At 68.2% G+C, this 12876-nt stretch carries 16 protein-coding genes and 1 tRNA gene; 10 read left to right on the forward strand and 7 right to left on the reverse strand.

All coding sequences use genetic code 11. The annotated features are described in order from the left end of the window. Positions 1-98 precede the first annotated feature (98 nt). From ATO4_RS04010 to ATO4_RS04040, 8 genes are all read left to right on the forward strand, one after another. Positions 99-548, forward strand: coding sequence for a 6,7-dimethyl-8-ribityllumazine synthase (locus tag ATO4_RS04010; protein WP_083590105.1), 450 nt, complete (start codon positions 99-101; stop codon positions 546-548). A gap of 2 nt (positions 549-550) precedes the next feature. Further along, on the forward strand, positions 551-1114 hold the full coding sequence (nusB, locus tag ATO4_RS04015) for a transcription antitermination factor NusB (protein ID WP_083590106.1): 564 nt from the start codon (positions 551-553) through the stop codon (positions 1112-1114). Then, positions 1114-2352 carry an MFS transporter gene (locus tag ATO4_RS04020; RefSeq protein WP_083590107.1) on the forward strand — a complete coding sequence of 413 codons (1239 nt, stop codon included), beginning with the start codon at positions 1114-1116 and terminating at the stop codon, positions 2350-2352. Before nusB ends, ATO4_RS04020 begins: the two co-directional genes overlap by 1 nt. A 200-nt stretch (positions 2353-2552) precedes the next feature. Next, a complete protein-coding gene (locus ATO4_RS04025) occupies positions 2553-4703 on the forward strand; it encodes a sodium-translocating pyrophosphatase (RefSeq protein WP_083590108.1) in 2151 nt (716 codons plus the stop codon). 315 nt (positions 4704-5018) lie between these two features. Beyond that, positions 5019-5095, forward strand: a tRNA-Arg gene (locus tag ATO4_RS04030). Positions 5096-5417: 322 nt separating this feature from the next. Further along, the gene (locus ATO4_RS26870) at positions 5418-5681 is read left to right on the forward strand and encodes a hypothetical protein (protein WP_139802233.1); all 264 of its coding nucleotides are present in this window, start codon (positions 5418-5420) and stop codon (positions 5679-5681) included. A gap of 205 nt (positions 5682-5886) precedes the next feature. After that, entirely contained in the window at positions 5887-6054 is a 168-nt protein-coding gene (locus tag ATO4_RS27605) for a hypothetical protein (protein WP_176222851.1), read from the forward strand. After that, entirely contained in the window at positions 6051-6233 is a 183-nt protein-coding gene (locus ATO4_RS04040; protein WP_083590110.1) for a hypothetical protein, read from the forward strand. Before ATO4_RS27605 ends, ATO4_RS04040 begins: the two co-directional genes overlap by 4 nt. A gap of 62 nt (positions 6234-6295) precedes the next feature. Here the strand turns inward: ATO4_RS04040 and ATO4_RS04045 are convergent, their stop codons facing one another. The 4 genes from ATO4_RS04045 to hemF all read right to left on the reverse strand — a co-directional run bounded on the left by ATO4_RS04045 (position 6296) and on the right by hemF (position 8560). Next, positions 6296-6508: a cold-shock protein gene (locus ATO4_RS04045; protein ID WP_083590111.1), complete on the reverse strand. Its 213-nt coding sequence runs from the start codon at positions 6506-6508 to the stop codon at positions 6296-6298. 102 nt (positions 6509-6610) lie between these two features. Continuing rightward, positions 6611-7147 (reverse strand): DUF309 domain-containing protein, encoded by a 537-nt coding sequence (locus ATO4_RS04050; RefSeq protein WP_139802234.1) that lies wholly within the window; start codon positions 7145-7147, stop codon positions 6611-6613. A 206-nt stretch (positions 7148-7353) separates the two neighbouring features. Continuing rightward, complete coding sequence (locus ATO4_RS04055) at positions 7354-7548, reverse strand: DUF1059 domain-containing protein (protein WP_083590113.1); 195 nt, start codon at positions 7546-7548, stop codon at positions 7354-7356. A 103-nt stretch (positions 7549-7651) separates the two neighbouring features. Then, complete coding sequence (gene hemF / locus ATO4_RS04060) at positions 7652-8560, reverse strand: oxygen-dependent coproporphyrinogen oxidase (RefSeq protein WP_083590114.1); 909 nt, start codon at positions 8558-8560, stop codon at positions 7652-7654. Positions 8561-8772: 212 nt separating this feature from the next. On the opposite strand from hemF, the gene ATO4_RS04065 reads away from it, so the two are divergent. Further along, positions 8773-9039, forward strand: a complete 267-nt coding sequence (locus ATO4_RS04065) for a hypothetical protein (protein WP_083590115.1) — start codon at positions 8773-8775, stop codon at positions 9037-9039. Between the two features lie 148 nt (positions 9040-9187). Here ATO4_RS04065 and ATO4_RS04070 read toward each other — a convergent pair whose 3' ends face one another. Then, a complete protein-coding gene (locus tag ATO4_RS04070; RefSeq protein WP_083590116.1) occupies positions 9188-9934 on the reverse strand; it encodes an outer membrane protein in 747 nt (248 codons plus the stop codon). Positions 9935-10221: 287 nt separating this feature from the next. After that, positions 10222-11493: a L,D-transpeptidase gene (locus ATO4_RS04075; protein ID WP_245308551.1), complete on the reverse strand. Its 1272-nt coding sequence runs from the start codon at positions 11491-11493 to the stop codon at positions 10222-10224. Between the two features lie 150 nt (positions 11494-11643). Between ATO4_RS04075 and ATO4_RS04080 the strand changes: the two genes are divergently transcribed. Next, positions 11644-11826: a hypothetical protein gene (locus tag ATO4_RS04080; protein ID WP_083590117.1), complete on the forward strand. Its 183-nt coding sequence runs from the start codon at positions 11644-11646 to the stop codon at positions 11824-11826. A gap of 126 nt (positions 11827-11952) precedes the next feature. Here ATO4_RS04080 and ATO4_RS04085 read toward each other — a convergent pair whose 3' ends face one another. After that, positions 11953-12453: a tRNA (cytidine(34)-2'-O)-methyltransferase gene (locus ATO4_RS04085; RefSeq protein WP_083590118.1), complete on the reverse strand. Its 501-nt coding sequence runs from the start codon at positions 12451-12453 to the stop codon at positions 11953-11955. Positions 12454-12876: the final 423 nt, after the last annotated feature.

Raw genomic sequence — 12876 nt, forward strand, 5'->3', positions numbered from 1 at the left:
GACCTTGCGAAAAGCCATGGGTCTTCCCGCCAGTGCCTGTTGCCTGTGGTGCGGCGGAGGCGTATCCCCGCGACGACCCATTTCCGGAAGGACTTCCCATGGCTTCCAACCCGCACATCCTGATCGTCGAGGCGCGCTACTACGAGCACATCGCCGATCATCTCCTCGCCGGCGCCAAGGCGGCGCTGGATGCCGCCGGCGCGACCCACGAGGTCGTCACCGTGCCGGGCGCGCTGGAAGCGCCCGCGGCGATCGGCTTCGCCTTGTCCGGTGCCGACGGCGGCGGCACCGAGTTCGACGGCTATGTCGTGCTCGGCTGCGTCATCCGCGGCGAGACCTTCCATTTCGACATCGTCGCCGGCGAATCCGCCCGGGCGCTGATGACGCTGTCCATCGACGAGGGGATCGCCGTCGGCAACGGCATCCTCACCGTCGAGAACGAGGAGCAGGCTCTGGTGCGCGCCGATCCGGCCCGCAAGGACAAGGGCGGCGAGGCGGCCAAGACGGCGCTGCGGATGATCGCCCTCCGCGAGCAGCTGGGAGACTGACCATGGCCGATCCGCATCAGCCGCCCCGGCCGGTGAAGGCCGCCAACAAGCGCGGCGCGGCGCGGCTCGCCGCCGTCCAGGCGCTCTACCAGATGGATGTGGGCGGCTCGAACCTGCTGGAGACGGTGGCGGAGTACGAATCCTACCGCCTCGGCCAGGAGATCGACGGGGAACAGTACCGCTCCGCCGACGCCGGCTGGTTTCGCGACGTCGTCTCCGGCGTGGTGCGCCAGCAGACGGTCATCGACCCGATGATCCACGCCGCGCTGCCGAGGGACTGGCCGCTCGCCCGCCTCGACACGACGCTGCGGGCGATCCTGCGGGCCGGCGTCTTCGAGATCCGCTCGCGGCTCGACGTGCCGGTGGCGGTGATCGTCAACGAATATGTGGACGTCGCCAGAGCCTTCTACACCGACGAGGAGCCGCGCCTCATCAACGCCGTGCTCGACCGCATCGCCAAGGAAAACCGCCCCGACAAGGTCGACAGGCCACAGCCGGGCGCCCCGGTGGACGAGACCCGAGGGGCGGACGAGACCCGAGGGGCTGACGGAAGCGAACCGTCGTGATGTCGGCCGCCGCCGGCGGGCTGGCGCAGGCAAGGGGTGCCGCAACGGCGCGGCGCAACGCCTTCGTCCTCGCCACCGCCCAGGCGGTGGTCGGCTCGGCGGCGCCGGTGGCGATCTCGACGGGGGGGCTCGCGGGAACCTGGCTGCTCATGGACGACAAGTCCTGGGCGACGCTTCCCGTCACCGGCTTCAATGTCGGCGTGGCGCTGGGGGCGCTTCCGGCGGCAGCCCTGATGCGGGCGATCGGCCGCCGCCTCGGCTTTTCCGCCGGCGCGCTGTTCGTCTCGGTGGGCGGCCTCTGCGCCGGGCTGTCGCTCATCGCCCAGTCCTTCTGGCCCTTCGTCCTGTCGCTGATCCTCGTCGGCTGCGGCAATGCCTTCACCCAGCAGTACCGCTTCGCCGCCACCGACGGCGCACCGCGGGACTACCAGGCGCGGGCGATCGCCATCGTGCTCGCCGGCGGCATGTTCTCCGCCGTCATCGGCCCGCAGATGGTCAACTTCACCACCGAGGTGTTCCGCCCGGCCGAATTTGCCGGCGGCTTCTTCGGCCTGTCGATCCTCGGGCTTCTCGGCGTCGTCGTCCTGTCCCGGCTGCGCATTCCCGAGGTCCCCGCCGTCCAGGCGGGCGCAGCGCCCGCCGAGTCCGCGCGCCCGCTCGCCGCCATCGTCGCCCAGCCGCGCTTCCTGACGGCGCTCGTCTGCGGCGTCGGCAGCTTCGCGATGATGAGCTTCGTGATGACCGGCGCGCCGCTCGCCATCGTCGCCTGCGGCCTGCCGAAGGAGGTCGGCTTCTTCGGCATCCAGTGGCACGTCATGGCGATGTTCGGGCCGAGCTTCTTCACCGGCCGGCTGATTGCCCGCTACGGCAAGGAGCGGGTCATCGCGGCCGGCCTCGTGGCGCTCCTCCTCAGCTTCGCGGTGTTCCTTTCCGGCGAGGCCGTCTGGCAGTTCTGGCTCGGCCTCGTCCTGCTCGGCCTCGGCTGGAACTTCGGCTTCATCGGCGCGACGGCGATGGTCGCCGAGACCTACCGGCCGTCCGAGAAGAACAAGACGCAGGGCTTCCACGACCTCGTGCTGTTCACCACGGTGGCCTTGTCCTCCTTCATGTCGGGGCGGGTCTTCGTCGCCAGCGGCTGGGAGACGATGAACCTCGTCGCCGTGCCGATCGTCCTCGTCTGCCTGGCGGCCGTCGTCCTCGAAGCGCGCCGGGCCGGTGCGCGTCTGCTGCCGGGCTGACCTTCCCCACCGCCGCGATCCCATCCGTTCGCTGCGCTTGACGCGGCGACGCGCTCATATAACCTCCGCTTGCCCGGGCCGTGGGGGGAGCAGGATCGGTCGGGGCTCACGAACGCCAGGACCGCAAGAACGACAAAACCGAAGAACGACAATGGGATCGTCGTCGGCCTGAAGCGCCGGCGACCAAGTGAGGAAACGGCATGCCGACAATTCTACTGGTGGTGGCCCTCTGCGGGCTACTCGCGATCGCCTACGCCATCTGGGCGACACGCTCGATCCTCGCCGCCGATCAGGGCTCGGCGCGCATGCAGGAGATCGCCGGCGCCATCCGCGAGGGGGCGCAGGCCTATCTCGCCCGGCAGTACACGACCATCGCCATCGTCGGCGTCGTCGTCTTCGCCCTCACCTGGTTCCTCCTGTCCCTCTATGCGGCGGCCGGCTTCGCCATCGGCGCGATCCTGTCCGGTCTCGCCGGCTTCATCGGCATGAACGTCTCGGTCCGGGCCAATGTGCGCACCGCCCAGGCGGCCGCCCGCTCGCTCGGTCTCGGCCTCTCCGTCGCCTTCAAGGCCGGCGCCATCACCGGCATGCTGGTCGCCGGCCTGGCGCTCCTCGGCGTCACCCTCTACTTCTTCGCCCTGACCTCCTGGTTCGGCTTCCAGCCGGCCGACCGCACGGTCATCGACGCCCTCGTTTCGCTCGGCTTCGGAGCCTCGCTGATCTCGATCTTCGCCCGCCTCGGCGGCGGCATCTTCACCAAGGGCGCCGATGTCGGCGGCGATCTCGTCGGCAAGGTGGAAGCCGGCATCCCCGAGGACGATCCGCGCAACCCCGCCACCATCGCCGACAATGTCGGCGACAATGTCGGCGACTGCGCCGGCATGGCGGCGGACCTGTTCGAGACCTATGCGGTGACGGTCGTCGCCACCATGGTGCTCGGCGCCATCTTCTTTGCCGGCTCGGGCGTCATCGAGAGCGTGATGCTCTATCCGCTGGCGATCTGCGGCGCCTGCATCATCACCTCGATCATCGGCACCTTCTTCGTCCGGCTCGGCGCCAACGGCTCGATCATGGGCGCGCTCTACAAGGGGCTGTGGGTGACGACGCTGCTGTCGATCGTCGGGCTCGGCGTCGCGACCTGGGCGACGGTCGGCTTCGGCGACGTCGGCCAGTCCTCGGCCGGCATCATGATCAACGGCCTCAACCTGTTCATCTGCGGCATCGTCGGCCTCGCCGTCACCGGGCTGATCGTCTGGATCACCGAATACTACACCGGCATCGGCTTCCGGCCGGTGCGCTCGATCTCGGAGGCGTCGGTCTCCGGCCACGGCACCAACGTCATCCAGGGCCTCGCGGTCTCCCTCGAGGCGACGGCGCTGCCGACCATCGTCATCGTCGCCGGCATCATCTCGACCTACCAGCTCGCCGGCCTCTACGGCACCGGCATCGCGGTCACCGCCATGCTCGGCGTCGCCGGCATGATCGTCGCTCTCGACGCCTTCGGCCCGGTCACCGACAATGCCGGCGGCATCGCCGAGATGGCGGGCCTGCCCGCCGACGTGCGCCGTTCGACCGACGCGCTCGACGCGGTCGGCAACACCACCAAGGCGGTCACCAAGGGCTATGCCATCGGCTCGGCCGGCCTCGGCGCGCTGGTGCTGTTCGCCGCCTACAACTACGACCTCCAATTCTTCATCCAGCAGGCCGATGCCGGCAACGGCTTCGAGTACTTCCGCGGTGTCCAGCCGGACTTCGCCCTCACCAACCCCTATGTCGTGGTCGGCCTGCTGCTCGGCGGCCTGATCCCCTTCCTGTTCGGCGGCATCGCGATGACGGCGGTCGGCCGGGCAGCGAGCTCGGTGGTCGAGGAGGTGCGCCGGCAGTTCCGCGAGAAGCCCGGCATCATGGCGGGCACCGAGCGGCCGGACTATGCCCGGGCCGTCGACCTTCTGACCAAGGCGGCGATCAAGGAGATGGTGGTGCCCTCGCTCCTGCCGGTGCTGGCGCCGGTCGTCGTCTACTTCGCCGTCTATCTGATCTCCGACAAGAGCCAGGCCTTCTCGGCGGTCGGCGCGATGCTGCTCGGCGTCATCGTCACCGGCATCTTCGTCGCCCTCTCGATGACCTCCGGCGGCGGCGCCTGGGACAATGCCAAGAAGTCCTTCGAGGACGGCTTCGTCGACGCGGCGGGCGTGCGCCACATGAAGGGCTCCGACGCCCACAAGGCGTCGGTCACCGGCGACACGGTGGGCGATCCCTACAAGGACACGGCGGGCCCGGCGGTGAATCCGGCGATCAAGATCACCAACATCGTGGCGCTGCTGCTGCTGGCGGTGCTGGCGCATCAGTAAGCCGGACGACCGCTCCCGGCGCCGAATCGCGCCGGGAGCGATCTCGGCGCAGTAACGGGCGGCATCGGCGATGCCGCCCGATCCATCGGACACCGGTCCCCTGACACCGGCCCCCTGACACCGGCCCCCTGACACCGGCCCCCTGACACCGGCCCCCTGACACTGGCCCCCTGACACCGGCCACCGGATACCGGACACCGGATGCCAGGCCGGCCCGATGCGAAAACTCGGTCCTTCTGCCTCACCCTCCCTTGCCCGCGCGCGGCAGATCGGGTAGGGAACGGCAGCTGGAAAATCGGCGCCTCGCGCCGGACTGCACCCGTAGCTCAGCTGGATAGAGTGTCGCCCTCCGAAGGCGAAGGTCACAGGTTCGAATCCTGTCGGGTGCACCACAAGCCGGCTTCGTTCAGAATAGAACTGCGAGCCCATCCCGGCAGCCCTGAGCGGGTACGCCAACGTCGCGGCGGCGCGCGGCCGAAAGCCGGGGTCCACCTTCGGCGAGCGATCCGGTGTGGGACCATTTCGGTCATGGCCCGGAGCGGAGAATCCGGCCTGTGTTTCGGCCCGGCCTGTGTTTCGGCCCAGCCTGTGTTTCGGCCCAGACTGTGTTCCGGCCCAGACTGTGTTCCGGCGTGGTGCATTCCGCGTCGATTGACGAGCAGACCTGCCCTGATCGGCAACGGCCGAGCCCGCGCTGCCTCGCTCAGCGATAGAATGAAGACTGAAGTGAGCCGCTTCCGTCGCACCGGCGGTAAGGCGGGGCGATCCGCGCTCACTTCCGGAAAGGATATAGATATGGCTTTGGCGCGTATGACGGCCGAAAGTCGGTCGCTGCTCACCAGGCTCGTCCGCGAACCCGCGGATCACCCGGACACCGGCTTGATTCCCGATCTGACGAAGCTCGGCTTCATCGAACGTCGCGACCAGAAATGGTATCCGACGCGCGCGGGGAAGGACTATCTGAAAACCCAGCGATGACGCGCCATCCAAACGGCCAAGCGTTGAAGGGTCCGCTGGCTGAACCGGCTCCGGTTCGCTGGAGCGCGATGAGATCGGCTTCGATCGACATCCCGCTCTGTCCTCTTCTTGCCGCATGATCTTTCCCGAAAGCCGGTTGCCGCTTTTCGGGATCATGCTCCAGCCCCCTGCCAAGAACAGGGGCCGCAACACCTCAGGAGACAGAATGGCCAGAAAGCCGAACTTCAACATGGAGCGTCAGGAACGCGACAAAGCCAAGGCCGCGAAGAAGGCCGCGAAACTGGACGCCAAGATCGCGAAGAAGGAAGACGACGGAGCGTCCGGTCCCGACCAAGCGGCCGAGACGGCCGCCATCAGGAACGAGACCGAATGAGCAGCGGCTCAGATTCCCGGACGAGCGCCGACAAGCATTTCAAGCAGCTGCGAGAGGACAAGACGACGGCCAAGTCCCAAAAGATGGAGGCCACTCGGGTCAAAGCGGATGCGGACAAATCGGCGCGCCTGAAGGCCGCCCGGATGGCGAAGGCGGCCGAGACCAGCGAAGAACAGTAGACGCCTCCTTCGAAGGGTGGACCGGGTGCCCGACATGAAATCGCCCGGTCCACGGTTGGCGCTCAGGCCATCTGGATGTTCACCGCCTTCGGCCCCTTGCCGCGATTGTCGGGCTCGGTGTCGAAGGACACCTTGTCGCCGTCGTTCAGGGACCTGAGGCCGGATCGTTCGAGAGCCGAAGCGTGGACGAAGATGTCACTGCCGCCGCTGTCGGGAGTGATGAAGCCGAACCCCTTGTCCGCGTTGAAGAACTTTACTGTGCCTGTCTGAGCCATGTGTCTTCCGATTGCTTGCCTTCCGGGCAGACCCTCGTGGCCTGCCTTTTGCACCATCGACGGGCTGCAGTCAGGACGCAAGTCGGCTCGATCGTCTCCCTTCTAATCGGGGACGATCGTGAATGCGAACGCAGCCCTCGGTATCGGCGATACGGAGGCGTGGAGACGGGCTCCCGCCAGCGCATCGGCTTCGGCGCGATCGGCGAGTTCCTCCGGCGGCATGCCGATCGCAGCCGTGAAGTCCCGCTGGTATCGAAGCGCGCGGAGCAATCCTGCGGCCCGTCTGGCGTGCCGCAAGGCAGGCACGTCCTTTCCCTCCCGCAGCTTGACGCCAGCGGCGCAGAGGAGGATCAGCGCGTGCAGGAAGGTCCGCTGCCCGGGTGCCTCCCGAGACGTCTGCCACAGGCCTTCCCACGCTTCGTGAGCTTCCCAGTAGTAGCCGAAATTGAAGAGATCGACGCCCCATCGAAACGCCTCCGACGTCAGCGCAGCATCCACACGCACCGTCGCGTCCGGCTCCGCGTCGTAGCTGTGGCCTTCCGGATGCCGCAGAGGATGGGGAAATCGTCCGGGGAGATAGGCGTAGGGCGGGAACGCCCGGTCGGGCAGAAGTCGCGGGCGGGGTGCTGATCCGAGCATCATCGGCGCGAAACTAACGCGGCCATCGGCGAAGACGAGGTGATGCAGGATGCGGGCCGGCGCAATGCCGGGGCATCTGCCCGGCCAGGATCGAAGCGGGAGCCGGGATGGTCGGCTTGCCCGGTAACCGACCTGCCTCAGTCATGAGAGCGGCGGCATCCGCGAGGATGCCGCCGCCGGTTGGTCTGCTTCTGATGGCGCGTGCTTCAGGCGGCGCGGACGTCGGACTCCGGACGCTCGATCGTCTTCTCGCGCAGCGAATCCATCAGCGACGGCGTGATCCGCTCGATGCCGAGGGCCTGGGCCTGGGCGATCGCCCGGCGGATGACGCCGGCCTTGGTGTCGGCGCGGATGACCCGCTCGCACGCCGGAAACACGGTGCTGCAATCCAGTTCGTACATGGTGCTCCTCCCAATTTGTTTCATTGGTTCATACGGGAGGAAAACGCAGTGAAATATATAGTGGTTCAACCGCAGCGACAAAAATTTGCGTCGCGTCGATAGATCACGGCCATTTAACTATCGGCGGCATGGAAGACAGGATCGACTGGACATTGCCGCCGGTCTTCAGCCCGAACAGCGTTCCGCGGTCGTAGAGGAGGTTGTACTCGACATAGCGGCCGCGGCGGATCAGCTGTTCTTCGCGATCCTCGGGGGTGAAGGGCAGGGGGGCGTTCTGGCGGACGATGTGGGGGTAGACGACCAGGAACGCCTTGCCGACGTCGCGGGTGAAGGCGAAGTCCTCGTCCCAGCCGCCGGCGTCGGCGGCCGAGTGCAGCCAGTCATAGAAGATGCCGCCGACGCCCCGCGGCTCGTCGCGATGCGGCAGGTAGAAATACTCGTCGCACCATTCCTTCAGCTTCTGATAGTCGGCGACCCGGCGATGCCGGTCGCAGACGAATTTCAGCGCCCGGTGGAAGGCGACGGCGTCGACGTCGTCCTCCTTGCGGCGGCGGTCGAGGGTCGGCGTCAGGTCGGCGCCGCCGCCGAACCACTGGCGGGTGGTCACCACCATGCGGGTGTTCATGTGGACGGCGGGAACGTTCGGATTGTGCAGGTGGGCGATCAGCGAGATGCCCGAGGCCCAGAAGGTCGGATCGTCCTCGGCGCCGGGGATCTGCTGGCGGAACTCCGGCGAGAACTCGCCATGGACGGTGGAGACGTGGACGCCGACCTTCTCGAACAGGCGGCCGCGCATCATCGACATGACGCCGCCGCCGCCGTCCCCGTCGCGGGACCACTCGGTGCGCTCGAAGCGGCCGGGCTCGGGCGAGACCTCCTCGCCGAACTCGTCCTCCAGCGCCTCGAAGGCGGCGCAGATCCGGTCCCTCAGGGCCTCGAACCAGGCGCGCGCCATCGCCTTCTTGTGCTCGATGTCCTCCGGCAGGCCCGTCGGCAGATCAGGTCTTTGCATGGCGGCTCTATCCGTTTCCCCCGCACGATCGGCAGCGCCCCCGCGAAGCCTCGCCGCCTCGCGGCAGCCGGCCGGCGCGCGGGCTGGCAGCGCCCGCACCGACCGACCCGCAGCGCGGGGTCAGTGCCGTGGCCCGTCCGATTCGTTATTCTGTCGAGATCACACTATCTTGGGGCGAAGTCGAGACAAACCCGCTTTTCACCGGAGTTCCCATGTCGCCGCTCGCAAGGCCACCCCTCGAGGGGTTGAAGCGCCAGCTGCGCCGGACCCGCGATCATCGGTCGCAAGGCGGCGAGCCCGGAGCCGACAGCTTCGTGCGCGAGACCTTCACGCTGGAGCGCGGCGAGGCGCGGGTGAAGGCGCGCGAGTGGTTCGAGAAATATCCCAAGGCCGCCTACTGGACGCAGGTGGAGAGCTGGCGGCAGCTGCCGGGCGACCGGATCGAATTCACCATGCGGCGACTGCCGAGCGCCGATTGAGGGCGCGGCCGCGCCGGGCCGGGTGGTCGGGGGGCGCGGCCGGTCCTGCGGGAGGCCGGAGAAGCCGTCCGGCTGGTGCCGACGCGAAACGGCCCGCCGCTCCATGGGAAGCGGCGGGCCGGAACGCGCGATTGCCGAGCGAAGGCGATCAGAAGCGGTAGTTGATCGCCGCCTTCACCGCGTGGAAGTCGAGGCTCTCGTCGACGGAGAAGTCCGTGCCGCCGACCGTTCCCGACAGGATCGTGTCGTCGCCGAGATCGGTATAGGAGTACTCGGTCTGGAACGAGACGTTGTCGAAGATGGCGTATTCGACGCCGGCGCCGACGACGTAGCCGGTCTTGGTGTCGTTCTCGTCGTTGGTGACAGAGCCGAGGCCGGTCAGCGAGACCGTCTGCTCGGTCTCGCCATAGGCGAAGCCGCCATGGCCATAGACCATGAAGCGGTCCATGGCGTAGCCGAGACGGGCGCGCACGGTGCCGAGATACTGCAGGTCCGAGCTGACCGAGGCCGAGCCGACGCCGCCGATCGAGGCGGTGAGCTCGGTGTCGATGTCGCTGGCGGCGATGTCGGCGACCGCACCGATGACGAAGTTGCCGATCTGGTAGTCGTAGCCGGCCTGGGCGCCGCCGAAGAGGCCGCCGGCAGAGTTCTCGAGCGAAGCGTCGCCGATGCCGCCGACAGCGGGGGACACGGCGAAGTCGTAGTCGAAGTCGCCGGTCGCCGCGCCGCCAAACAGGCCGATGTAGCCGCCGGTCCAGCTGTAGGGCGCTGCCTCCATCGGAGCCATCGGGGCGACCATCGCCGGCTCTTCATAGATCACGTCGGCGGCCTCGGCGACGCCGGCGAAGGAAACGACCGCGCAAGCGGCCAGGGAAGTCTTCAGGAAGTGACGCATCTGGATCCTCGTAGGTATGACGAGGCCCTCATGCACGCCCGCTCCCTGAAGCGATATGACGTCGATGCAACACATAGCAATCACCACTGACGGTTAGCCGTCTGGCGATTTCGCCTCAGGGTTTCGGCTTCAGACCGATCCCGCCGTAACCCCTGCGTTGCCTGGAAAGGCTGTGGATTCCGGGGCTTGCTCCAGCTGCCGGCGGCGGCAGGACCGCTTAGCCGGCTAGAGTCTTTTCGGCCGCGCCCGATCATGGCGGCGGCATCGGTGATCCGGCGGCCGGCGCCTTACTTCACCGCGACCTGCGGAGCGGCCGCGTCCCGGAACTCGACCGTCGTCACGGCGGGCTGGACCAGATGCGCCAGGGCTTCGACGTCCCAGTTGGTCAGCCGGACGCAGCCATGGCTGCGGCTCTTGTCGATGCGGGTCGGATGCGGCGTGCCATGGATCCCGAAGGTCGGCTTCGACAGCGCGATCCAGGTCGAGCCGACCGGGCCGTTGGGGCCGGCCGGGATGGTCAGAACGCCGGTGTTGTTGCCTTGGGTAAAATTCTTCGCCGGGTTGTAGCTGTAGGTCGGGTTCTCGGCGACCGCCGTGACCATGAGGTGGCCGGAGGGCGAGGGGGTCTCGTCGGATCCGATGGTCGCCGGGTTCATCAGGACGACGTTGTCCTCGGCGTCATAGGCGATGAGTTCGCCGCGCTGCTTGTCGACCACGATGCGGGCGACCTTGACGGTCGGGACCTCGCCGACATCGGCGACGAGGATCTGCGTGCCGACCGCCATGAGGTCGGCGGCCGGGTTCATGGCGAGGAGCAGATCCTCGTCCATGTGGAAGCGCTCGGCCAGCATCTCGGCGGGCGACTTGTAGCCGAGCCAGTCCAGCTTCGCCATTTCGCCGTAGTCGTCCGGGATCGGGTCGACGAAGCGTGCGTCCACGTCGGCCTGGCTGATCGTGTAGAGCCGGGTGGCCTGCCCCTGATCGAGGGAGAGGATCACCCAGAGATCCGGATCGACTTCACCGTCTTCGGGAAGGCCGCGCATCGCCTCGTAGGCGGCGATGGCCTTGCGGGTGTTCTCGCCGTCGAAGCCGTCGATGGCGCCCGGCGACGCGTGGGCCCGGTCGAGCAGGATCTGCAGCCGGATCAGGAACGGATCGGGCCGCTTCTGCTCGTCGACCGTCTCGAGGCCCGCCTCGTCGGGCAGGTCGGTCGAATTGTGGGGCGTGGCGATCTCCAGACCCGGTTCACCGGTGACGGCGACGCTCTGCGTTTGCGCGGATGCGAGGGCGATGGGAGACGCCGGCTGCGAACCCGTAGCGGAGGCAGCGCTGGCGGCCTCGGCCGCCCTTGCGATTTCGCCCGCCGGCTGAACGCTCGGGCCGGTGTCGTTGCTGCGCGCCGTCGCGGCGACGGCGTCCCGCTCCCGCACCGCCGCCTGCCAGCCCTTGAAGGTCGCGGTTTCGATGGCTTCCTTCGACAGGGGGCGCCAGGCCGCCTCGGCGGCGTGCGGCGTCGCGCCGGCCAGCAGGCCGGCGACGAGGGCGAGTTGGATTTTCATGGAGGGGCGCCTCGAAACGGAGCAGATCCTGGACCTCGAACCATCGCGAGGCGATCTTTCACTCGCCATTCCATCGATACAAGTGTATGCTTAACAAACGCTTAATCCAGTCGGGGACGCCGTTCCGGGCGCGATGCGAGGGACTGGCCCATGCAGCCGGAAGAGAGATATTCCAAGCCCCGGCCGTCCAGCCTGAAGCTGCAGCTCGTTCTTCTCCTCGTGTTCTTCCTCGTCCTGATCGGCGGCATCTGGATCTATGAGGGCGCGTCCCCGCCCGGCCCTTCGCCGGCGCCGTCGCCGGCCCCGGCAGACGTGCCGCAGCCCGCATCCTGACCGGCGGCGGGGCGTTGCGTCCCGTCATTCGACGCTCCAACGATCGCCTCGCAGTCTCCGGGCGCCCATCGGGTCAAGCGCCTCGCCCGTCCATCCGCGATCCGCTGCGACGGACCGGCGAGGGTGTCAGGTGCCGACCGGCCACGCCAACTGCCGCATGGCTTCCGCCGCGACGATGCCGGCGGAGACGGCGAGGTTGAGGGAGCGGGCGCCGGGCACCATCGGGATGGTCAGGCGGGCGTCGGCGAGCGCGTGGACGTCATCGGGCACTCCGGCGCTCTCGCGGCCGAAGAGCAGGCGATCGGTCGGGCAAAGCACGAAATCGGTGTAGGCGGTGTCGGCGCGGGTCGTCAGGAGGACGATGCGGCCGGGGCGCGCCTGCCGGTCGGCGAGGAAGGCGGCGAAGTCGTCGTGGCGGCGCAGCGTCGCCATGGCGGCATAGTCCATTCCGGCGCGCTTCAGGGCGCGGTCGGAGGCATCGAACCCCGCCGGCTCGACGATCTCGACGGCAAGACCGAAACAGGCGGCGAGCCGCAGGATGGTGCCGGCGTTGCCGGCAATGTCGGGCTGGTAGAGCACGATCGACGGCCGCGGCGAGGCGGCCGCCGTTTCTCCTTCGTCTTCCATGGGTTTTGCCATAATCTGCGGTCAGATCCTCTTGGTGGGCCGGGCTTCGACATCCGGTTCCGGGCGGCGGCCGGCAGGACGGGCGCCGGCGGGGCGACTGCCAGCCGGACGAATGCCGGTGACGAAGGCTATGCGAAGAGCATATCGGCTGCATCGGACCTTTCGAGCCCGACGCCCGACGCCCGACGCCCGATGCGCGCGGGCGGAACTGATATGTCGAACCCGATCCACCCGGATGCGGATGCGAATGGACGAGCGGTAGACCGGCATGCTCCTCGACGCCTTTCAGGACAAGGCACGGCTTCTGCTGGCGCGCGCAAGACGCGGCCGGCCGGGGGGACGGCTGTCCGGTATCCGCGGCTGGGTCAAGCGGCGCGGCGCGGACGGCCTGCGCATCGGCGCGGGGCTCGCCGGGGGTCTGAA

The organism is Aurantimonas sp. 22II-16-19i (assembly GCF_002088275.1).
GTDB lineage: Bacteria > Pseudomonadota > Alphaproteobacteria > Rhizobiales > Rhizobiaceae > Jiella.